Below are 23303 nucleotides of genomic sequence, written 5' to 3'. Positions count from 1 at the left end.
ATGGAGAGATTGAGTACAATGGTTGCACGTAAAAACAGTATTGGATTGGTGCTGGCAGGGTTACTGCTCAGCATACTTATGGCTTCGATGGATAACACCATCGTGGCAACAGCTATGGGGGACATTGTCGGGAAGCTGGGTGGGCTCGACAAGTTCGTCTGGGTTACCTCCGCGTACATGGTGGCTGAGATGGCAGGGATGCCGATCTTTGGTAAGCTATCCGATATGTATGGACGGAAGAAGTTTTTTGTATTTGGTATTATTGTGTTTATGCTTGGCTCAGCGCTGTGCGGAACGGCAACGTCTATTGTGGAATTGACGATGTACAGAGCGATTCAAGGTATTGGTGCGGGGGCCCTGGTGCCGATTGCCTTTACGATCATGTTTGATGTCGTTGCACCAGAATCACGTGGTAAATTGGGTGGATTGTTTGGAGCCGTGTTTGGCCTGTCCAGCGTATTTGGACCTCTGCTCGGTGCTTACATTACCCAGTATGCGACATGGGAATGGGTATTCTATATCAACCTGCCGCTAGGCTTGATTGCATTTGTGTTTATTGCGTTCTTCTACAAGGAGTCTCATCAGCATCAATCCCAACAGATCGACTGGCTGGGTGCTGTAACGCTGATCGGTGCTGTTGTGTGCCTGATCTTTGGTCTGGAACTGGGCGGCAAAACGTTTGCCTGGGGTTCCTGGCAGATTCTTGGCTTGTTTGCCGGATTTGTAGCATTAGCGTTGCTCTTCCTTTTTGCAGAAACAAAAGCCAAAGAACCAATCATCTCCTTTGGCATGTTCCGCAACCGGGTCTACTGGTCCAGTAACGTTATTGGTATGTTCAGTGGTGCGGCGTTCATTACAGCATCCGTGTACATTCCGATCTTCATACAGGGGGTACTTGGTGGTAAAGCGACCAACTCCGGTCTTGTGCTGCTGCCCATGATGCTTGGGTCCGTTGTGACGGCGTCCCTGGGTGGGGTGTTGATGACCAAAATCAAGTATCGCAATATCATGATCCCTACGTTGGCCTTACTTGTCATTGGACTCGGATTGCTGACTACACTGGATGAGGGTTCTTCCCTCTGGACGATACGTATTTACATGGTGATGGTAGGTCTGGGTGTCGGTGCCTCGTTCTCAGTACTCAGCAATGCAGCCATGAACGCGTTTGAACCGCAAAGACGCGGTGCGGCGAGCTCCACGCTTAACTTTTTGCGGTCCCTCGGCATGACGATGGGCATTACGATCTTTGGTATCGTACAGAGCCAGGTATTTACGCGTAAAATGAACGATGCTCACGCTGGTTCAACTGCGGAAGCAGGCGGTGCTTCAGCGGGTGGCGTGCCTCAGGGAGTGGATCTGACCGATCCACATGCGTTGCTCTCACCAGAACTCAGACAGGCGATTCCGCCTCAGGTGCTGGATACCATCACACATGCCCTGTCTTCTTCCATCGTACAGTTATTTGCCTGGGCTGTAATTCCGGCTGCACTCGCGTTGGTCGCTTCCTTCTTCATGGGAAAAGAGAAGATGGTTGTAGGCGAAGAGCAAGGCGAATACACAGGCGGTCACTAAACCGTTATGCATACGATACAGCGGCTACTCGTAATTTATAAAAACGAATAACTTATCTTAGCTTAAAACATGAAAGACACACTTCTCGCGTACCTGCAAAAGGGACGGGATGTGTGTCTTTTTGTTTTTGTTGGCTTCAGAAAAGGAACCTAAGGCTGTTTTGTATCGCTAATCCCGTCCTCGACCACAGAAGGCCCTTGTGGATCAGGCAGGCTGCTATGACCGGAGCGGGCAATCAGGCGATTCTGAGCTTTGTACGTGTCCCGTGTAATCGTTTTGGATTCGACCACTTTGCCGTCCAGCCTTTTGGTTCTTACCGTCTCGACAATATATCCGGGCTGTCCGTCTTGCAGCACCTGCTGTGCACCATCAGGCAGTACAGTACTGGACACATATTTTACTGGAACACTTAATGTTTCAATGGTACGAGATTCAAGGGCATAGCTGACATTCTCCGGGAATGTGCCGAAAAATTTCACCATCAATTGGTGGTTCTTCACCTCTGCATGAATGAGTAAGGACTTTCCAGTATTATTCTTGAAGCGAAAATTGATGGCTCCCGAGGCAAAGGTGGCATCCAATCCTTTCGGCAAATATTTGACCGGCAGGGAATGGTTGCGACGCTCAATAATATCAAGACCCGTCAATAGCGCTGCGTTATACACCGTACTGGATACCTGGCAGATCCCCCCGCCAATTCCGGGGGTAAGTCTTCCATTGACAATGACCGGTGCCTCACGAAACCCATAATCCTTCTCCGCTTTACGGATGATCTTCTCATAATCGAATGTGGCATCCGGTGGCAAAATCATGCCGTTAATCGCTTCCGCCGCTGCGCTGACATTATGTATCCGGCCTTCACTACTATTGCCCAGACCCGTGGAGAACTGGATGATCTTTCGGTCAATGCCTTCCTGGCGTAGCGAATCAAGAGTTACTTCGGGTTTCAGCGTATACAGTGGTACCTGGATCAGCAGTGGGGCGGGTTTCTCATCCGGGTTCAGTACACTGAAATCTCGGTGCAACTTGGTCTGAATGAGATTTGTGAGTGTATCCCAATCAATCCGGCGGACGCCCTTTTCCGGGATATACTGGACTTTGTCACTTGTGGTAATGCGGCGAACAGCGTCCGCAGGTGTACCGAAGGTTTCTTTTTCCCAGGCAGGGCTGAGATGTTCTTGGAGTGGTCTTGAGTTGTAGGTCATATCGAGAGAGAACTCTTTCGGAAAATGATAACGTGCATAAGCGCGTTCCCACAGGTTACCTTCCTCCAGCTGCTGTATTGCGGACTCCAAGCTGTTAACGTTGTAACTCACCCCCACCTGAGCTGCGGTATACGACATCGTCTGGGGGTTGGGTTCAGTCACTTCAAATGTGACAGGCCAGTCCTCCAGCTTTTGGATCTGTTCATCCAATTCATGCAATACGTTCTTGCGATTCTTCCCCTCCACCAGCATGCCGCCAACATGAACATCTTTGGGCAGGGCAGGTTGATTCACGTACATATACAGCAATCCATAAGACGCGGAGCCGATCAAGAGGATGGAGAATAGAACAATGACCGTCACATGTATTTTTTTCATAACCGTACGCTCCTTTATACTTCTGTTGTTCCGCACTTTGTAACACTTTCTATATATATGATCCAATGCAGGAAAACTTTCGGGTACTCAATAGGTAACAAATTTGTTACAATAAACTTCATATGAATCCATGCTTCACCATTGAAACAGGAACGAAGTGGATTTTTTCCTGATGAAATTCAGGTCTTTTTAAAGGAAATGCCGGGATTGTGTCGAAATGATAATGGCTAACTATGCGAGCAGGAAGTGATGATGTGATAGAAATGCAGGACGTGTGGAAGACCTACGCCAATGGGACCCACGCATTACAAGGGGTGTCGGTGAAGATCGACCGCAATGAATTTGTCTATATCGTCGGTCCGTCCGGCGCAGGTAAATCGACATTTATGAAATTGATGTACAGAGAAGAAGTTCCGACCAAAGGACAAATATCCATTAACGGATTTAATATTGGTAAGTTGAAGCCAAGAAAGATTCCTTATGTGCGTCGTAACATCGGCGTTGTGTTCCAGGATTTTCGTCTGCTGCCACGGATGACAGCATTTGAGAATGTGGCATTTGCCATGGAAGTTATTGAAGCACCGAAGCGTCATATCAAGAAACGGGTGATGGAAGTGCTTGATCTGGTGGGACTGCGCAGCAAGGCGAATCGTGAACCTTCACAGCTCTCGGGTGGAGAACAGCAGCGAATTGCCATTGCACGGGCTATCGTCAATAACCCATCGGTTATTATCGCGGATGAGCCTACAGGTAACCTCGATCCGGAGACGTCATGGGGCATTATGCAACTGCTGGATGAAATTAATTTCCGGGGAACAACCATTGTTATGGCAACCCACAACAAAGATATCGTGAATACGATGCGTAAGCGGGTAATCGCCATTGAACGTGGACAGATTGTACGGGATCAGATGAGAGGGGAATACGGTTATGAATTTTAGTACTCTCTTGCGCCATTTGCGGGAGGGATTCAAAAACGTATTCCGCAACGGCTGGATGTCTGTGGCCTCCATCATGTCCATCATTGTGTCCTTATTGATTCTTGGTGTGTTTATGTTGCTGGTGCTCAATGTGAACTCGATGGCGAATCAGGTTGATAGCCAGGTGGAGATCAGCACGTTCCTCGAACTGAATGTGGACGAGAACCTGCGTAACACACTGGAGCAAGAAATCAGCGCGATGCCTGAAGTAAGTGAGATTCGTTTTGTTTCCAAGGAAGAAGGACTCAAGGAGTTCCGTGAGCGTCTTGGAGAGAGTGCAGATAACGTGCTTAGCGGTTTCGATGTGGACAACAACCCACTGCCGGAGACCATTGAAGTTGAGGTCATTGAACCGGAAACCGTCACTTTTGTGGCGCAAAAAATTGAAGCTTTGAACGAAAAACACCCGGAGAAGCCGATCATGAAAGTGAACTACGGCAAGGAAACGGTGGAAGTGTTGTTCAAATTTACGAAACTTGTTCGTAACATCGGATTTATTTTTGTTGGGGGACTGGGTCTCATGTCCATGTTCCTGATCTCGAATACGATTCGCGTAACGATTCTGGCACGTCGCCGGGAGATCGGAATTATGAAGCTGGTTGGCGCAACCAATACCTTTATTCGCTGGCCTTTCTTTATTGAAGGTGCACTCATTGGATTTATTGGCTCGGTCATTACGGTTGGTGTGCTGTTTGTTGGATACAGCCAGTTGATGAACACGATTGGTCAGGATGTCTTCATGCAGATGCTTAACTTGATTCCGCTGGGCGAAATCTGGGGGCTGTTTGGAACACTGTTGATCGGACTCGGTGTGCTGGTAGGTATTTTGGGAAGTACGCTGTCCATTCGGAAATCACTCAACGTTTAAATTTTGTTTTCAACGATCGAATTGCAGAATATGTCGAAAAGAATGGTAAAGCAGGTTCATTAATGGACGCTGTTTGACGATATGTAGGAAAGACGGAGTCTTTTAAGATTGAAGAAAGCAAAGAACATGCTGTTCACCACCTGTGCAGGTTGCTTTCTTGTGAAATCATAGGATGGGGGATCATCATTTTGAAAAAAACCGCTTCGCTGCTGGCCTTTACGTTATTGGCCGGTTTGACGCTTCAACCTTCTGACGGATATGCCAAGAGTAGCATCAGCGATATTGACCAACAGATTCAGCAACTGGAGAGCAAGGCGGCTTCTGCCAAGCAGGAGCAAAAAAAAGCGGCTTCCAATAAAAAGGAAGCACAGCATTACAAGAACAAAACCAACGCTTATCTGAAGGTTGTCATGGAACAGATCAATGTCGTTAGTGATGAACTGGCGAGTGTATCCTTGCAGATCGAGAACACGGAGGAAGATCTCCGTACAACGAAAAAAGATCTGCAAGCGGCAGAAGAACGCATCGTTGCAAGGGAAAAATTGTTGGAGTCACGCGTGCGCCTGATGTATACGGACGGTGCTGTATCCTATCTGGATGTATTGTTGTCCTCTACTAGCTTCACTGACTTCCTGACCCGTGCGGATTCACTCAAAACGATTGTGGATCAGGATCAGCATCTGCTGGATGAGCACAAAGCGGACAAGCAACTTGTCGTGGACAAAAAGGCAGAATTGGATGTGCAATATGCGGAAGCCAAGAGCCTGTATGCACAGAAGAAACAGCGCAAGTCCCAATTGAATGAAAAAGAAGCGGAAAAGCAAGTGCTTCTCGCTTCATATGATGCTAAAATTGAAGAGTCAGAAGAGCTGACACAAGAGCAGGAAGATGTATTAATGCAGATTGCCAGCAAACGTTCGGCACTTCTTCAAGAGAAAAATAAATTGCGTGAACAGCAGGCTGCAGCTGCAGCCAAAGCAAAAGCCGCGGCAGCAGCCCGGGCGAAAGCTGCAGCCAAGGCGCCAACCAGAGTGAGTTCGGATAGCAGCAGTGAGGTCACGTATTCATCCGGTAATGGTATCTTCTCAAGACCGGTATCTGGAGGACGTATTTCTTCTCCATTCGGTCCCCGTACCCATCCGATTACGGGCGTAGTGGGTAAGATGCATGCCGGTGTCGATTTTGCTGTTCCTCAGGGAACTTCGGTTCACGCTGCTTCTGGCGGAATCGTGATCATGGCTGAATGGTATAGCGGTTATGGCTATACGGTTATTGTGGACCACGGCGGTGGACTATGGACGTTATATGGTCACTTGCGCGAAGGTGGATTCAAAGTCAGCAAGGGAGACACTGTAAGCAAAGGGGATACCATTGCTGAGTCAGGAAATACAGGGAACTCTACTGGACCTCACTTGCACTTTGAAGTGAGAGATAACGGTACCGCTGTAAATCCGATGAACTATTTGTAATTATTGCTCCATCGTTCGAATGGAAAAAACATATTCCGTACAAGCTAGACATATAATAAGCTGGCATGTTCAGGGAATGGATTCTGGCAACAATGGAATCGGACACGCTTCAAAACTAAAGGCGGTGACAAACGGATGATGAAGAAAAGATCGGCGCTACTGCTTGTCATTGTGGGTCTCCTTGGCGGTAGTTTACTAACCCTGGTATTAATGACGTATCCGGGAATAGCGAGCCAGGCCACACCGGGCGAAGGTTTGCTGGCCAGTGTAACCGGTAATACACAGCAGAAGAACGATTTGAAGAAGATTGAAACCGCGATGGATTTGATCTCAAGCAACTATTATAAAGATGTGGATCAGACCAAATTGATTGACGGTGCGATCAACGGCATGATGGAATCGCTTGGTGATCCGTACTCCAACTATATGGGGCAGGAAACGGCTGCTCAGTTTGAAGAGTCGATCGAAGGTTCATTTACCGGTATTGGCGCAGAGGTATCCTCACAGGATGGAAACGTTGTTGTTGTTTCCCCAATCAAAGGATCACCTGCCGAGAAAGCGGGTATTCGTGCAAAAGACATGATTATGTCGGTCAATGGCGAATCCCTGCAAGGGTTGGAACTGAACAAGGCTGTTAACAAAATCAGAGGTCCCAAGGGCAGTGAAGCGAAGGTACAGGTCAAACGTGCCGGATCTTCCGAACTGATTGAATTTGTGATTGTACGGGATGACATTGATCTGGAGACCGTATATGCTCACATGGAGGATGGCGGAATTGGCGTTATTGCCATTACTCAATTCTCTTTGAATACAGGTGATCGCTTCAAGGAAGAGTTGGCGAAGCTTGAGAAGCAGAACATGAAAGGTCTGGTCATCGATGTACGGAATGACCCAGGCGGTGTATTGCAAGTCGTTATTGATATTGCTGAACAGTTTGTTCCTAAAGGCAAGGTTATTGTGCAAGTTGAAGACAAGAACGGCAAAAAGGAACAAAGCAAGTCCAATGGATCAGCAAAGGCTTATCCAGTCACAGTCCTGATGAACAAAGGCAGTGCGAGTGCGTCGGAGATTTTGGCCGGGGCATTACAACAGTCAGCAGGCGCTAAGTTGATTGGTGAAAACTCCTTTGGTAAAGGAACCGTGCAGACGAGTTATGACAAGCAAATGGGTGACGGCAGCTTGCTGAAGATCACAATTGCCAAGTGGCTCACTCCGAACGGAGACTGGATTCATGAAAAAGGAATCAAACCGGATATTGCGGTAGACCAACCGGATTATTTCTCGGTGGCACCGATTAATAAAGAGAAGTTACCACTGAAATATGACAGCAATAGCACGGATGTGAAAAGTGCGCAGACGATGCTGAGAGGACTCGATTTCAAACCGGATCGTGTGGACGGATACTACGACCAGAAGACAGAAGAAGCGGTTAAAGCATTCCAGAAGCAAAAAGGCATTCAGGCTACAGGCCAGATTGACGAGAAAACCGCTGAATCACTGGAAGCGGCTCTGATTGAACGTATTGCCAATCCTCAATATGATGCACAGCTGAAACGCGCGATCGAAAATGTCTCGAAGGATATTTCGTCCGCTGTGTCGAAGCCATAAAGAAGGCTGATTTTCAGCCTTCTTTTTTTCTGAACCGGCTGAAAGAGAGGGGTGACCGACCACAATGGAATGGGTATGGCCGTGGTTAACTACATTAGGGGAAGCTTTGTTGCAGTTGTTTATTCAGCCGTTTTATTATATTGCGGTGATCCTGATTGCGCTGATCTATCATCGTCAGTTACTGCAGGAGCGTAAATTGTTCCATGTTCGTTTGCAAAGCTCGATAACACAGACGATTCGTGCGGTGCTCGGAGGCATACTCATCGGTACCATCGTCTCAATTGTGTCCCTATTCCTGGGTGCACATCTTACACTGGGAAGCCTGATATGCATATGGGCTGCAACATTAATTCTATCCTTGTTCCGTATCCGGTATCTGTGCTTTGCTTATGCGGCCGGGTTACTGGGTGTGTTGCAATTTGGTTTGAATCTGGCTTCAGGCTGGCAACCATCGGGTTGGATAGGGAGTATAACGGGAACGCTACGTACCCTGGATTTGCCTGCACTGCTTGTCCTGGCGGCCCTTCTACATATGGGTGAAGCCCTGTTGGTACGCATGCAGGGGGTATCAATGGCATCACCACTTCTCTTCGAGGGAAAACGCGGGAAACTGGTTGGTGGATATCAACTGCAGCAGTTCTGGGCCATTCCTCTACTGATTCTTGTTCCAGTCACAGGAGGTGGCGCGGAGCTGGCATGGAATCCACTGATGAATGCAGGTCATAGTTACATGCTGGTTGCGTTGCCGATTATGCTCGGATTTGGTGAGATAACGCAGAGTATGCTTCCGGGACAAAAGGTACAGATCTCATCAAAGCGGTTGATGATATACGGGGCAACTTTGCTTGTGTTCAGTTTGCTTGCTGCATGGTGGTCTCCACTCATGGTGGTTGCTGCGCTGATCGCTTTTATTGGACATGAATTTCTGGTATGGTACAGCGCGTTTGAAGAGCAAAACCGCAGTCCGGTATTTGTTCATCCGCAGCATGGGTTGAAAGTATTGGCTGTTATTCCGGAGAGTCCTGCAGCGGATTTGGGGATTGAAGCAGGAGAGACCTTGTACAAGGTGAATGGTAAGTTGGTTCATTCGCCGGAAGAGTTGCATCGTGCCCTGCGGATGAACCCGGCTTTTTGCAAACTTGAGGTTCGCAATCATCAGGGAGAAAGCAAGTTCATGCAACGAGCGATCTATGAAGGGGAGCATCATCAGCTTGGGGTCATTATGGCACCGGACAATCACGAGGTTTGGGCGATTCGGTTACGTCCACTGACGCTGTTCCATATCATCAACCTCAAATTGTTTGCCCGTCTGAAAAAACCACAAAAGGACGAAGCTCCCTTGGCGTTACCGCCAGCCCCGGTGTCCAGTGATAAAGGGTCCGTGGAGATGTAACTAGCATACGTGATGAAGTATGTTTGCATAAATCAAGCAATGAAAAAGGTATTTCCTAACGCCGTCGCAGGCAAGGGAAATACCTTTTTTGTTATTGTTTTAACATAAAGATGGCGATTTGGGTCCGATCACGCAAGCTCAGCTTGCCGAGAATATCCGTCACGTAGTTTTTGACTGTGCCTTCACTGAGGAACAGTTTGGCGGCAATTTCCTTATTGGACAACCCCTCCGATATGGCCTCGGCAACCGCCAGCTCCATACGTGTCAGTCCATAGGCTTCGATTGGGTTCTGTGTCAGGGGAATCGCAGCGGGACGGAGAAGGCCTGCCAATTTGCGGGCAATATCCGGATGAATTAACATATCGCCGTTATGTACGGTCTTGATGCCTTGAATGATCCGCTCAGGGGGCACATTTTTGAGTAAATAACCGCTTGCGCCATTCTGCAATGCCTGAATAATATACTCATCGTCGTCAAACGTAGTCAGCATGAGCACCTGGATTTCAGGAAAACATGACTTGATGCGTTTGGTACCTTCAACTCCGTCACATTCCGGCATCCGAATATCCATCAACACCACGTCCGCAGGCGTTCCTGCTTCAAGCAATTCCAACGCTTCCTGTCCATTTGAGGCTGTGCCTGTAACGCGAATGCCGGAGTCCAGTCCGAGCAGCACTTTCAGGCTCTCACGAATGAAGTAATCATCGTCGGCGAGAATCAGCCGAATAAGTGGGAGTTGGGCTGAATCATTGTTTTGGTTCACATCATTCCGTTTGGACATGAAAACATTCACTTCCTTTTTTCAGAGTATATCCATCTGGTTCGTTAATGGAATGCGTGTAATCACTGTATACGGATAAGCTGATTGAATCTCCAGGACTCCTCCCACCATTTGTGTGCGCAGAAGCATGCCTTCCTGTCCTATGCCATTTCGCTTGGAAGAATGAGGATTGATTTTGCCATCATTACTCACACTCATACACACTTCTTGATCCCCGAATACCAACTCCACTGTGATCGAAGAAGCATTTCCATGTCGCAGGGCATTGGTCAAGGCTTCTTTGGCATTTTTGAACAAAACGATCTGTATGCTGGGATACAGCACATGAGATGGGCCATGAACTTCATAATTTGTCTTCACGCCGGTATCTCTGCCCACTTCCTCTAGGAGACGATCCAGGGCGTAGGCTTCGGATGCATAGGAATTAGGTTGCAGTTTGTGCAGTGTGCTGCGCATATCATCCATACTATCGGCCAATTGATCGCGAATCTGTCTCACCATTTCCGTTCCTTGTTCCATATTCAGGGGAAGGGTCAGCAGGGCGGCTTCCGACATCATTTTGGTGCGAATCAGTCGATGCCCGATATCGTCATGAAGCTGTCTGGAGATACGGGTACGTTCCTCTGCCTGAGCCACTCCTTCAAGTTGCTTTGTAAATAACAGCAGCTGCGCACGCGCTTCTTGTAGCTCGTAATGTTTGCTGCGGAGCTCGTCATAGACTTGTTCCAGTTGTCCGCGGCTGCTCGCCGTTCTTGATCCCTGCCAGGACAGAGCCGCTGTGATGAGCAGAAGCAGGTTGCCAAGAACCATCGCAATTGTCTCTGTGGAGAGTAATGCAGTGGCGGTTGTATTTAGTGTGGTTAACCCAGGCTGCGATGCCTGTGGGACAGAATAATGCCAATGCAAAGCGACATTGTTAGCAATGAGCTGAATCGCAAACATCAACCATCTCCTACTTCCCTCCAGTCTGTATATATATACGTAGAGCACGGATAGAGAGAGGAATAGCAGAAACGGTCCATACGAAACAATCAGCCAGCAGCTCCAGAGTATTTCGGCCAGAAGCAACAGCCATTGCTGTGTACTTGAACGGTTGAAATCTTTCCACACAGAGAGTCCAAGCGCGATGATGATATGCAGGGTGTAGACAGCTTCGTTTTCCAAGGGCAGCATCAACAGGTACAGCACTGCTGGAACGATAATTAATCCGTATTGCAGAAACCGCATCGGCATATGTAAATGACATCCTTTATATAAAAAGTGGAGTAGAAAATCTCTTGGTAATGCGCCCTTGATTATACCATAAGCAGCATTCGAATCAGGAGATGACTTAAGTCACCTTCGATTCATGACTTTTCGTACCTTCGCTACAGATTGCGATCCGTTACAATAAAATTATGAAATCCAGCGGCGGAAGCCGAAACGGAAAAGGGGCGTATAAGGGATGGGCATACTTGAAGTAGATCATGTAGTAAAACGATACGGCAGCAAGCTGTCCGTGGATCATTTGAACCTTAGTGTTGGCAAAGGCGAGATTTTTGGATTGCTTGGTCCCAATGGAGCAGGAAAAAGTACCACCATCAGCATGATTGCAGGGCTCTTGAATATGGATCAGGGTGAAATCAGATTAGATGGGATCTCGGTCAAGGAGCGACCGCTTGAAGTAAAGCGCAAGATCGGACTGGTTCCGCAGGATCTGGCTTTATACGAAACCATGTCTGCTGCGGAGAATGTGACCTTTTTTGCCAGACTGTATGGACTGCGTGGAAAATTGCTTAAGGAAAGAGTGCAGGAGTCCCTTGAATTTGTAGGGTTGCAGGATAAAGCAAAGGATGCCCCCTCGACCTTCTCTGGTGGTATGAAACGCAGGTTAAACATCGCATGTGCGATTACACATCGCCCGGATCTAATTATCATGGATGAACCTACAGTTGGCATTGATCCGCAATCTCGGAATCATATTCTTGAATCGGTACGCACACTTAACAAGATGGGTTCAACGATCATATATACAAGTCATTACATGGAGGAAGTGGCGGCGATTAGTCACCGGGTTGCGATTATGGATCAGGGGCGAATCATTGCCTGTGGGACTGAAGCAGAGCTGAGAGAACGGGTAGCATCGGAGGAAAAAGTAGTGCTCTCCACTTCCGGTATCGGTGCCGACGTTGTGGAAGAACTGAAACTTCACCCTCGCGTGCGGATGGTAGACGTTTCAGAGAATACGCTAACTATTACGCTGCCCTCGGCACAGCAGGATCTCCAGGATCTGCTCTTCATTTGCAGCAAACATGAAATATCCATTCAGTCGCTCAAGGTCGAAGAGCCGGATCTGGAAACGTTGTTCCTCAATCTGACCGGGCGTACGCTTCGGGACTAGGGGGAACAAGAGATGAATATATGGCATATTTGCATCTTTGAATTGAGGCGTATTCTTAAGATTCGATCTGTAGTGTTAAACCTGTTCATTTTGCCGTTGTTACTGATTTTTATATTGGGTACGGCACTTTCCAGTACGATGGGTACGGCGGAGGATGTTATTCCGGATACTGTACGTGTGGGAATCATCCATTTGAATACTGAATCTGGTGGAGGATCAAGTGCGGTTAATCAAGCACTGGATACATTCGTGAATTCCCCGGCGGTAGCTGAGATGGTCCAAGTGCAGAACTTTACGACAGAAGAAGAGGCAGTCCATTCGCTGCGTACCGGCAAGCTAGACTTTGCTGTAATGATTCCTTCGGATTTTGAGCAAAACTTGATGACGGGGAAAGAGGCCAGGTTACAGTGGATACGAGGAAAGGACAACACACTTAATACCTTGGGTGAAACTTTGTTCACACGTTTTACGGATGAATGGAACCGACATATGGCGATTACCAAAGTGCTCGGTCGGGAAGTGACTACTGCCATGGCCTCTGCTTCGGAGTCTGGTACGGCGAATTCCACCTCTATTGCTGTCACTAATCCCGGTAAGACAGGTACGGCGTATAGTGCCTCCCAATACTATGCAGCTTCCATGCTGGCGATGTTCATGTTGTACTCAGGCATGACAACAAGTACCAGCCTTTTTGGAGAGCGTGATAACAAAACGTTAATTCGCCTTCAGGCTGCGCCTATAGGCAATGGAGTTATTTTCGCTGGCAAAATTGCAGGTAATAGTCTGCTCGCTTTCTTACAAGCAACAACGATCATACTTATGACGTATTGGTTCTATGGTGTAGATTGGGGAACGCATCCTTGGTATATTGTGCTCACTTGTGTATGTATCACATTGGCATCCATGACCCTTGGCGTGATCGTGGCATTGGTATGCAAAAGCTCGGCATCGGCCAGCGCAACCATCCAAGGTATCATCGTTGCAATGACATTTATTAGCGGTGGGTTCACGCCCATTCCGATTGATTTTGTACAACGGATTAGCGAATTTACGGTTAACCACTGGGCGCTCCAAAGTTTTCTGAGAATGATGCTGGATGCACCTGTACGAGAGATTGTATATAACATTCTGATGTTAGGCGTGGTATGCGCTGTATTACTGTTCATCTCAGGATTGATCTATAGAAAGGCAGGATACCGATATGAATAGTCTACACATCGCCTGGTTGATGATTAGACGTACACTTGGCCGTAAAATGGGCTTCATTACGTTTCTGCTTCTGCCTTGCCTGGTGATTACAGGAGCGGTTGCTCTTTTTGGAAGCGAGCAGAGTGCACGTACTGTTATTCCCTATGTCAATGAGGATGGAGGGGTGGCAGGGACATGGATGATTCATGAACTTGCTGGCAAAGAGGAGTATCTGCTCAAGCCGATGAACAACCAAGCAGAAGTGAAGGAAGCCATCGCTCAGCAAAAAGGAATTTCTGGCATCATCATTCCGGTACATTATACGGAGGATCTGTTACAAGGAAAGCCAACCGAAATTCAATTGGTGGAACTGCGTATAAGTGAAAGTTCCTATACCCTACGAGCAGCAGTTGAAGGTTTGACGAGCGGATTGCAACAATCTGCTTCAGCTGTTAAGGTGGCCGCAGGTCCTGTTTCAAGTGAGACTGACATACTATCGAGTACACATAAGCCATTTGAACAGCTTTTACAGGAGATAGGAAAACATCAGGTTGCTGGTGAAGTCACCGATCTGCAGATCTATCCAAAGCCAGGCCTGAACAATGTGACTGGATTTACGATTATGTTTATGATGGGGCTGCTGACTAGTGCAGTGGCTGTGATAATGGAAGATCGCAGGAAACGTACGATGGCCAGAGTATATACGGCACCCGTCCGTGCATATGAGATTGCGCTTGGTAATTTCCTCGGCAGCTTTGTCATTGGTATGATTCAGATTGTTCTGGTTTTGGGAGTCAGCAGGTGGTTGCTGCATTATGATGCCGGTATTCCTTTTGGCATTCATTTCATCATCTTGGCCGCATTTATGCTGGTCTCCATGGGGATCGCAAGTACCGTGGCAGGATTAATCCGTAATCCCAAAAATGCCAACATGCTGAATTCACTTGTCATTATGCCAACCTGCATGATAGGTGGTTGTTTCTGGCCGATCTCGTTGATGCCGGATTATATGCAAAAGCTCGCCAACTTTGTACCACAGAAATGGGCGATTCAGGCGGTGGAAACGATCTCTGCTGGCGGTACATTGTCGGATATCACATTGCCACTATTGATTTTGTTTGGCATGGCTGCTATTTTACTGACCGTAGGCTCTGCGATTCTACGCCCTAGCCAGCCAGGAGTAGAGGCATAAGGTAATACGACATAAAAGAAAGCACGCTCTGCTGAATTGAATTCAGTTAGAGCGTGCTTTCTTTGCAAAAGGAATGATGCATTATGTGAGATATTGATGATTAAGGTTGGAGTTGCCGCAGGACCGTTATTTCAACCCGACGGTTCTTTTGTCTTCCGGCCGCTGTGGTGTTGTCACCCGTTGGGCGTGTATCCGCATATCCGGCATACTGGAAGCCGTCCGGCTTAAGCTTCTCTGTATCCAGAAAAAATCGTAATACAGACAGTGCGCGTTCTCCGGAAAGTTCCCAGTTGTCTTTGTACGTGGAGTTGGCCCCGACCGGAATATTGTCCGTATGTCCTTCGATGCTGACAACGGTATTCAGATCCCGAAACAGGCTGGCAAGTTTACTGAGCGTTGGTGCTGCACCGTCCTTTAGAGCGGCCTGGCCCTGATCAAACAGGAAGCGGTCACTGAGGGTAATGGATAGGCCCTGTGGCTTGTCCGCAACAAAAATCTGATTTTCCAGTTTATTATCCTCGATATATTGGGTAATCACATTGAACAGATTTTGCAATTCCTGCTCCTGTGATCTGAACTGTTCTTCCCGTTCTGTGAGGGGCTTGTCGTCATCATCTGGTGTTGCAGTCCCGGTATCGGAAGGGTTTCCTTCACCTTTTGAAGGATCTTCACCCTGCACCTCGGATGGCGGAGTCTCTGTAATCGTCTGTCCGGGTTTCTCACCGAGTCCCTCACCAAGCTCAAGGATAGAGTCGGACGCATTGAATGTATTTTGTAATGATTGAGTAACGACGTCATATTTACCGGAATCCAGATTGCTCATGGCATACATGATGACAAAAAAGATCAAAAGCAGGGTTATGAGATCGGCATAAGTAATCATCCAGCGATCCCGATGATCGATAGTTTCACGTTTTCCGCGCCGTTTACTGCGCCGACTCATCCAATCCCTCCTTTGCTAGGGGGCGTATATGCTGACGATGCGTGAGGGTGAAGGACTCCAGTCTTTTGCGTACAAGCTGGGGATTCTCACCGTTCTGAATGGCAAGTACACCTTCGAGAAGCATTTCCATCGTCTGCACTTCATCAGCACCTCTGGATTTGATCTTGGAGGCAATGGGCAAAAAGATAAGATTGGCACTGGCGACCCCATACAGGGTTGCGGTAAAGGCAACAGCAATGGCAGGTCCGAGTCCGGTTGGATCGGTCAAACTGCCAAGTACCTGAATAAGTCCCATCACGGTTCCGATGATCCCCATGGTTGGAGCGTACCCACCAGCGGATTCGAATATTTTGGCGTAGCCCTCATGTTTTTGTTCAATCGAGTCGATCTCCATCTCCAGGATCTGGCGAACCACATCCTGATCTGTACCATCAACAACCATCTGAATCCCGTCTTGCAAAAATGGATGCGGATGATCCATAACCTTGCGTTCCAATGCAAGTACACCTGAGCGGCGTGCGATTGAAGACATCTCCACCAGTTCTTCGACCCATAAGCCTGATTCATTGTTGTTACGTCCAAAAGCCATACGCAGGGCAGCTGGAATCGTACGAAGGCGATGCGCCGGGAAACTGGCAACCACAGCAGCAATCGTTCCACCGAATACAATTAAAGCAGCCGTTTTTTGCAGGAGACCGGACAATTGGCCGCCTTCCCACAAAAAACCGCTAATGACTGCGGCAATTCCGGCAATAATACCGATAAGTGTCGCAATATCCATAAATTAACCCACTCCTATCTTCATTTCACGTTTGCATCACTAAAACGAACGAGGTATAATTAAACGGGAACAAATATTCCTATTACTATAAGTTTTCCCATATGAAAATTCGGGGAACTTCGACAATATATAGTGACTATTATTTTAGACGATAGGGTGAGATACGGCAATGAGCGATATTATAATGAGCGACAAAACGTTCGAAATCGAGTCAGAGTTTTCTCCCCAAGGTGATCAGCCTGCAGCCATTAAAGAATTGGTGAAGGGTGTTCAGGAGGGGAAGAGGTACCAGACACTGCTGGGTGCGACGGGTACGGGTAAGACGTTTACGATAGCCCAGACGATAGCCCAACTGCAACGTCCTACGCTGATTATTGCACACAACAAAACGTTGGCAGCGCAGCTTGCAAGTGAGTTCAAAGATTTTTTTCCTAATAACATGGTTGAGTATTTCGTCAGTTATTACGATTATTTTCAGCCAGAAGCATATATCCCGTCCTCCGATACGTATATCGAGAAGGATTCAAGTATTAATGAAGAGATCGACAAACTGCGGCACGCAGCGACGAGTTCGTTGTTTGAGCGCAGGGACGTCATCATTGTAGCGAGTGTTTCCTGCATTTATGGTTTGGGTTCACCGCACTCGTATTCAAGCATGTTGCTGTCACTTCGGGTAGGCATGGAGAAACCGCGCAATCAGATTTTGTCTCGTCTGGTAGAGATCCAGTATCAGCGGAACGATATTAACTTTGTGCGGGGTACGTTCCGTGTTCGTGGGGATGTTGTTGAGATTTTCCCTGCCTCCAAGGGCGAACATGCAATTCGGGTTGAGTTGTTTGGTGATGAGATCGAGAAAATTACGGAGATTGATGTGTTAACCGGAGAGCTCATTGGCGAACGTGAACATATTGCCATCTTCCCGGCGTCTCACTTCGTAACGCAAGAAGAGACGATGAAGGTTGCGCTGGTGAACATTGAGCGTGAACTGGAGGAGCGTCTAGAAGTGCTGCGTGAACAGGGGAAACTGTTGGAGGCTCAGCGACTGGAGCAGCGCACACGGTATGATATCGAGATGATGAAGGAAGTTGGATTCTGTTCGGGGATTGAGAACTATTCCGGTCCGCTGACTTTCCGCGAACGCGGCGATACCCCGTATACACTGATGGATTACTTCCCGGATGACATGTTGATCGTGGTCGATGAGTCTCACGTGACTCTGCCACAGATCCGTGCGATGTACAATGGTGACCAAGCGCGGAAGACAGTATTGGTTGAACATGGTTTCCGTCTGCCGTCAGCGCTGGATAATCGTCCGCTCAAATTCGAAGAGTTCGAAGGCAAGATGGATCAGATTATTTATGTATCGGCCACACCGGGCCCGTATGAGATTGAGCATACCGATACGATGGTGCAACAGATTATTCGTCCAACCGGACTGCTTGATCCAATTATTGAACTGCGTCCAACGAAGGGACAGATCGATGACTTGATTGGTGAGATTAACGACCGGATTGCCAAAGACGAGCGTGTGTTGATTACAACATTAACGAAGAAGATGTCCGAGGACCTAACGGATTATCTGAAGGAAGTTGGAATCAAGGTTCGTTATCTGCACTCCGAGATCAAGACGTTGGAACGGATGGCGATTTTACGTGATTTAAGGTTGGGCGTTTTCCATGTCCTAATCGGAATCAACTTGCTCCGGGAAGGTCTCGATCTGCCCGAAGTATCCCTCGTAGCTATACTGGATGCCGATAAGGAAGGATTCCTGCGTTCCGAACGCTCACTGATTCAAACGATTGGTCGTGCAGCACGGAACAGCGAGGGTCGCGTTATTCTATACGGCGACAAAGTGACGGATTCGATGGATAAAGCGATAAAGGAAACAGAACGTCGTCGTGCAATCCAGATCGAGTACAACGAGAAACATGGAATTACACCACAGACGATTCGCAAAAAAGTGCGTGATGTAATAGAGGCAACCAAAGTTGCCGAATCCAAGAAAGACTATCTCACGGGCGCAGCCGAGAAGATGTCGAAGAAAGATCGCCAGGCGCTTATTCAGCGCCTAGAGGTAGAGATGAAAGATGCAGCCAAAAACCTGCAGTTTGAGCGTGCAGCCGAGCTTCGCGATGCGTTGCTGGAACTTCGCGCTGAATAAGATACTGCTTACTCATATGCTCCAGTAAAGATGGATCTGTAACAAGAGAACGGCCAATTGGCCGTTCTCTTGTTGAGTAAGGAAATCGCTTATATCTACCGATAATAAGAGATGTTGAAATCTTGAATTCGGGTCTATACTGATAGAAATGTTGAAATTGGTTAAAAGGTTTATAGGAAAGCAATCGGGAGTCGTGTCCCCCTGAGAGTCAAGAGCGCCCCGCTCTTGACTTGGAGCCGAGCCAAAGGCAATGGCGACCTGCCGCGATCAAGGCAAAGCCGAGAGCGTCCTGCTCTTGACCTTGGAGCCGAGCCAAAGGCAATGGCGACCCTGTCTCGACCAAGGCAAAGCCGAGAGCGTCCCGCTCTTGACCTTGGAGCCGAGCCAAAGGCAATGGCGACCCTGTCGCGACCAAGGCGAAGCCGAGAGTGTCCCGCTCTTGACCTTGGAGCCGAGCCAAAGGCAATGGCGACCTGCCGCGATCAAGGCAAAGCCGAGAGCGTCCCGCTCTTGACCTTGGAGCCGAGCCAAAGGCAATGGCGACCTGCCGCGATCAAGGCGAAGCCGAGAGCGTCACTCTCGCAGTAGAGCGGCCGTATAAGGTTCCGGCAATGAGCCAGAACCTTATACGGAGCCGCGGGCACACGACCACCCTTCACATAGCAAGACCCGACCCCTCACCGTTGCACCGCTTGTTTCGGGTGTCCAGAGGGCTGCGCCCTCTGGGGCCCTCCCTTGGAAGGGAGGGTTTGGGAGGGATCGAAAAGCCTTTATAAAGGTTTGGATTAACACACTGAGAGGATGAATACTATTGGCGAGCGATAACATTGTCATTAAAGGCGCACGAGCGCATAACCTGAAAAATATCGACATTACCATCCCGCGTGACCGCTTTGTTGTATTGACCGGCCTGAGTGGCTCAGGCAAGTCCTCGCTGGCTTTTGACACCATCTACGCTGAAGGACAGCGACGTTATGTAGAATCATTGTCAGCTTACGCACGGCAGTTTCTGGGACAGATGGAGAAACCGGACGTTGATTCCATCGAAGGATTATCTCCTGCCATTTCAATAGATCAAAAAACAACAAGCCGTAACCCGCGTTCGACAGTGGGAACCGTCACCGAAATTTATGATTACCTGCGTCTGTTATTTGCACGTGTGGGCCATCCACATTGTCCAGACCACGGCGTAGAGATCAGTTCCCAAACGGTAGAACAAATGGTTGACCGTATTATGCAATACCCGGAGCGTACCCGGTTGCAGATTTTGGCACCGATCATCTCAGGCCGTAAGGGTGAGCACAAAAGTGTATTTGCCGATGTGTCCAAACAGGGTTTTGTCCGTGTACGGGTGAACGGGGAATTGCGTGACCTGTCAGAAGATATTCAATTGGAGAAAAACAAAAAGCATACCATTGAAGTGGTTGTTGACCGGATTGTTGTGAAAGATGATGTACAGGCACGGTTGGCCGACTCTATTGAAACAGCACTTAATCTGTCTGGTGGGCAATTACTCGTGGATATTATGGGCGAAGAAGAGCTGCGTTTCAGTTCCAACTTTGCCTGCCCGGTGTGTGGATTCAGTATTGAAGAGCTGGCACCACGGATGTTCTCATTTAACAGTCCTTTCGGGGCTTGCCCGGATTGTGATGGGTTAGGTGTCAAAATGATCGTTGACCCTGATCTGCTCGTACCGGATCGCAGCAAGACGATCGAAGAGGGAGCTTTTGATGCCTGGACAGGTGGCACATCCACCTATTATCCGCAGTTCCTGAAGTCAGTATGTGAACACTTCAACATTCCGCAGAATGTACCTGTCGAAGATCTGCCCGCTGAGCAGATGAACAAGTTGTTGCAGGGTACAGGTACGGAGAAAATCCGTTTCCGTTATGAGAATGATTTTGGACAACGGAAGGAAGCGCTGGTTACCTTTGAAGGTATCGTGAATAACCTGGAGCGTCGTTACCGTGATACAGCATCTGAAGGTATCCGTGAATTTATTGAGGGTTACATGAGTGCGAAGCCTTGTGGTACATGTAAAGGTCAGCGTCTGAAACGCGAGAGTCTTGCGGTTACGATTAATGATCACAACATGGCCTATGTGACTAGTTTGTCCATTGGTGAAGCTGGCCGATTCTTCGATACATTGGAATTGACGGAGAAGGAGCAGACGATTGCCAAACTGATTTTGAAAGAAATCAACAGCCGTCTCGGCTTCCTGGTGAATGTTGGTCTGGATTACCTTACACTGAGTCGTGCTGCCGGAACATTGTCCGGTGGGGAAGCTCAGCGGATCCGACTGGCCACACAGATCGGTTCCAGCCTGATGGGTGTACTGTATATTCTGGATGAGCCAAGTATCGGTCTGCATCAACGGGATAATGACCGTCTGATCTCAACGCTTGCGCATATGCGCGACATTGGTAACACGTTGATCGTGGTTGAACATGATGAGGATACGATGATGGCTGCCGACTATATTATTGATATTGGCCCAGGTGCAGGTATCCACGGGGGTACCATCATGTCACAGGGTACACCGGAGGAGATCATGAATGATGAGAACTCCTTAACCGGTCAATATCTGAGTGGACGCAAATTCATTCCGATTCGTACGGAACGTAGAAGTGTAGGAGACCGTTGGTTGGAAGTACGTGGAGCCAAAGAAAATAACCTGAAGAATCTGAATGTGAAGATTCCTGTAGGTGTATTCACCGCGGTAACGGGTGTGTCAGGTTCTGGTAAATCCACATTAATCAATGAGATCCTGTACAAAACGCTGGCACGTGATCTGAACCGTGCTCGGGTACGTCCGGGTCAACATAAAGAAATTCGTGGTTTGGAACATATCGATAAAGTCATCGATATTGACCAGTCTCCAATCGGGCGGACCCCACGTTCCAACCCGGCTACGTATACTGGAGTCTTTGATGATATCCGGGATCTGTTTGCTCAGACGAATGAAGCCAAAGTACGTGGATACAAGAAAGGCCGGTTCAGCTTTAATATCAAAGGTGGACGTTGTGAAGCCTGCCGTGGAGACGGTATTATCAAAATCGAGATGCACTTCTTGCCGGACGTTTATGTTCCTTGTGAAGTCTGCAAAGGCAAACGATACAACCGGGAAACGCTTGAAGTGAAATATAAAAACAGAAATATTTCCGATGTGCTGGAAATGACGGTTGAAGATGCAACCCAATTCTTCGAGAACATTCCGAAGATCCATCGCAAAATGCAGACACTGATGGATGTGGGTCTGGGTTATATAAATCTGGGACAACCTGCAACCACATTGTCTGGTGGTGAAGCCCAGCGGGTGAAGCTTGCTTCCGAGCTGTATCGCCGCAGTACCGGGAAAACCATCTACATCCTCGATGAACCGACTACCGGTTTGCATGTCGATGATATCGACCGTTTGCTGAACGTATTACACCGCCTGGTTGATTCTGGGGAATCGGTGTTGGTGATTGAGCATAACCTGGATGTGATCAAAACGGCAGACTATGTTGTTGATCTGGGGCCGGAAGGTGGTAGCGGTGGAGGAACCATTGTTGCAACTGGAACACCTGAGGATATCATTAAAGTGGAAGCTTCCTATACTGGCAAGTACTTGAAGCCGGTTCTGGAGCGGGATACCGAGCGGAGCAAGGCACTACAATTAGTAGACTAAGGTCCTCTAACCCGTAGTTGTATCAATATGAAGTGGCAGTATTGGCCCTTCTTCTCGAAAAGGTAAAGACGTTGGATTACGATCTGATGTGCTTTGCTTCCGAGAAGAAGGGCTTTTTAATTTTGAATTATGCACCGTTTTTCTTCGGACTATAGTTATTTCGTGAAAGTGTTTACATATGCATGATGACGAGCATTACAGGAATATTCGGCCAAATTGGCTTTTTTTCATTTTTATGGATGATAGGGCTTGCATTACAAGCAGGGTACAGATAACATAGAGGAAGATATTAGGGTATGCGTTAGCTGTTCAACTATGGTAAGGAGGTCTGTCTATCCATGCTGTTTGCAGAAGCTGCCACGGCGAGTACATCGAATTTTAATGCATTTGATATTTTTGTCATCTTATTTACGATCCTGATTTTCATCGGAGTTGTTCGCCTTCTACGGGCACCGAAGAAAAATCTGTTTGCGATCGGATTTGCAGTAGTCAGCCTACTGGTATTTCTGATGACAGACTATGCGATGATAACAGGTTGGTTTGCTCAGTAGGAATACCGTTAAATGTAATTTAAGCCAAAAGAGGTACAGACGACACTTTCCAGAGAGACATGGGGGGTGTTTTTTTTCATTTAGTTTAAACGATAGAACAAGATTCTACCTTCTCTACTAAAATAGGACTTAAAACAATTGTATATCCAGATTCTGTATGATACATTGAGGGATACCGGAATT

At 47.9% G+C, this 23303-nt stretch carries 17 protein-coding genes; 12 read left to right on the top strand and 5 right to left on the bottom strand.

Annotated features, from left to right (window positions below; genetic code table 11):
- Positions 1–18: 18 nt before the first annotated feature.
- Positions 19–1572: an MDR family MFS transporter gene (locus QNO02_RS27110; protein ID WP_289390473.1), complete on the top strand. Its 1554-nt coding sequence runs from the start codon at positions 19–21 to the stop codon at positions 1570–1572.
- 149 nt (positions 1573–1721) lie between these two features.
- Here QNO02_RS27110 and QNO02_RS27105 read toward each other — a convergent pair whose 3' ends face one another.
- Positions 1722–3155, bottom strand: a complete 1434-nt coding sequence (locus QNO02_RS27105) for a VanW family protein (RefSeq protein ID WP_289390472.1) — start codon at positions 3153–3155, stop codon at positions 1722–1724.
- A gap of 254 nt (positions 3156–3409) precedes the next feature.
- Between QNO02_RS27105 and ftsE the strand changes: the two genes are divergently transcribed.
- The 5 genes from ftsE to QNO02_RS27080 all read left to right on the top strand — a co-directional run bounded on the left by ftsE (position 3410) and on the right by QNO02_RS27080 (position 9473).
- On the top strand, positions 3410–4096 hold the full coding sequence (ftsE, locus tag QNO02_RS27100; RefSeq protein ID WP_024631580.1) for a cell division ATP-binding protein FtsE: 687 nt from the start codon (positions 3410–3412) through the stop codon (positions 4094–4096).
- Positions 4086–5003 (top strand): permease-like cell division protein FtsX, encoded by a 918-nt coding sequence (gene ftsX / locus QNO02_RS27095; RefSeq protein WP_091036421.1) that lies wholly within the window; start codon positions 4086–4088, stop codon positions 5001–5003. Before ftsE ends, ftsX begins: the two co-directional genes overlap by 11 nt.
- Before the next feature lie 188 nt (positions 5004–5191).
- Positions 5192–6472 (top strand): murein hydrolase activator EnvC family protein, encoded by a 1281-nt coding sequence (locus QNO02_RS27090; protein ID WP_133386058.1) that lies wholly within the window; start codon positions 5192–5194, stop codon positions 6470–6472.
- Between the two features lie 135 nt (positions 6473–6607).
- The gene (locus QNO02_RS27085; protein ID WP_289390471.1) at positions 6608–8080 is read left to right on the top strand and encodes a S41 family peptidase; all 1473 of its coding nucleotides are present in this window, start codon (positions 6608–6610) and stop codon (positions 8078–8080) included.
- A 64-nt stretch (positions 8081–8144) separates the two neighbouring features.
- Positions 8145–9473 (top strand): PDZ domain-containing protein, encoded by a 1329-nt coding sequence (locus tag QNO02_RS27080; RefSeq protein WP_289390470.1) that lies wholly within the window; start codon positions 8145–8147, stop codon positions 9471–9473.
- A 91-nt stretch (positions 9474–9564) separates the two neighbouring features.
- On the opposite strand, the gene QNO02_RS27075 is transcribed toward QNO02_RS27080, so the two are convergent.
- Together QNO02_RS27075 and QNO02_RS27070 are read right to left on the bottom strand one after the other, a co-directional pair.
- Positions 9565–10254, bottom strand: coding sequence for a response regulator transcription factor (locus QNO02_RS27075; RefSeq protein WP_289390469.1), 690 nt, complete (start codon positions 10252–10254; stop codon positions 9565–9567).
- A 21-nt stretch (positions 10255–10275) separates the two neighbouring features.
- On the bottom strand, positions 10276–11487 hold the full coding sequence (locus tag QNO02_RS27070) for a sensor histidine kinase (RefSeq protein WP_249912629.1): 1212 nt from the start codon (positions 11485–11487) through the stop codon (positions 10276–10278).
- Positions 11488–11698: 211 nt separating this feature from the next.
- On the opposite strand from QNO02_RS27070, the gene QNO02_RS27065 reads away from it, so the two are divergent.
- Genes QNO02_RS27065 through QNO02_RS27055 form a run of 3 tightly spaced genes read left to right on the top strand, consistent with a single transcriptional unit; the run spans position 11699 to position 15014 of the window.
- Entirely contained in the window at positions 11699–12634 is a 936-nt protein-coding gene (locus QNO02_RS27065; protein ID WP_289390468.1) for an ABC transporter ATP-binding protein, read from the top strand.
- A gap of 12 nt (positions 12635–12646) precedes the next feature.
- Entirely contained in the window at positions 12647–13843 is a 1197-nt protein-coding gene (locus tag QNO02_RS27060) for an ABC transporter permease (protein WP_289390467.1), read from the top strand.
- On the top strand, positions 13836–15014 hold the full coding sequence (locus QNO02_RS27055) for an ABC transporter permease (protein WP_289390466.1): 1179 nt from the start codon (positions 13836–13838) through the stop codon (positions 15012–15014). Before QNO02_RS27060 ends, QNO02_RS27055 begins: the two co-directional genes overlap by 8 nt.
- Before the next feature lie 100 nt (positions 15015–15114).
- On the opposite strand, the gene QNO02_RS27050 is transcribed toward QNO02_RS27055, so the two are convergent.
- Complete coding sequence (locus QNO02_RS27050) at positions 15115–15957, bottom strand: flagellar motor protein MotB (protein WP_133386052.1); 843 nt, start codon at positions 15955–15957, stop codon at positions 15115–15117.
- Positions 15941–16738, bottom strand: coding sequence for a flagellar motor protein (locus tag QNO02_RS27045; protein ID WP_062837042.1), 798 nt, complete (start codon positions 16736–16738; stop codon positions 15941–15943). The genes QNO02_RS27050 and QNO02_RS27045 overlap by 17 nt, the downstream gene beginning before the upstream one ends.
- A gap of 169 nt (positions 16739–16907) precedes the next feature.
- Between QNO02_RS27045 and uvrB the strand changes: the two genes are divergently transcribed.
- The 3 genes from uvrB (at position 16908) to QNO02_RS27030 (ending at position 23120) form a co-directional block, all read left to right on the top strand.
- Positions 16908–18899, top strand: a complete 1992-nt coding sequence (gene uvrB, locus QNO02_RS27040) for an excinuclease ABC subunit UvrB (protein WP_091013102.1) — start codon at positions 16908–16910, stop codon at positions 18897–18899.
- An 811-nt stretch (positions 18900–19710) separates the two neighbouring features.
- The gene (gene uvrA, locus QNO02_RS27035; protein ID WP_289390465.1) at positions 19711–22569 is read left to right on the top strand and encodes an excinuclease ABC subunit UvrA; all 2859 of its coding nucleotides are present in this window, start codon (positions 19711–19713) and stop codon (positions 22567–22569) included.
- Positions 22570–22907: 338 nt separating this feature from the next.
- Positions 22908–23120, top strand: a complete 213-nt coding sequence (locus QNO02_RS27030) for a hypothetical protein (protein WP_017692026.1) — start codon at positions 22908–22910, stop codon at positions 23118–23120.
- The last annotated feature ends 183 nt before the right edge of the window (positions 23121–23303 follow it).

This window comes from Paenibacillus sp. PK1-4R (assembly GCF_030369595.1).
Lineage (GTDB): Bacteria > Bacillota > Bacilli > Paenibacillales > Paenibacillaceae > Paenibacillus.
The sequence above is the reverse complement of the archived record's forward strand: the minus strand, read 5'-3'. Positions and strand labels throughout refer to the sequence as shown.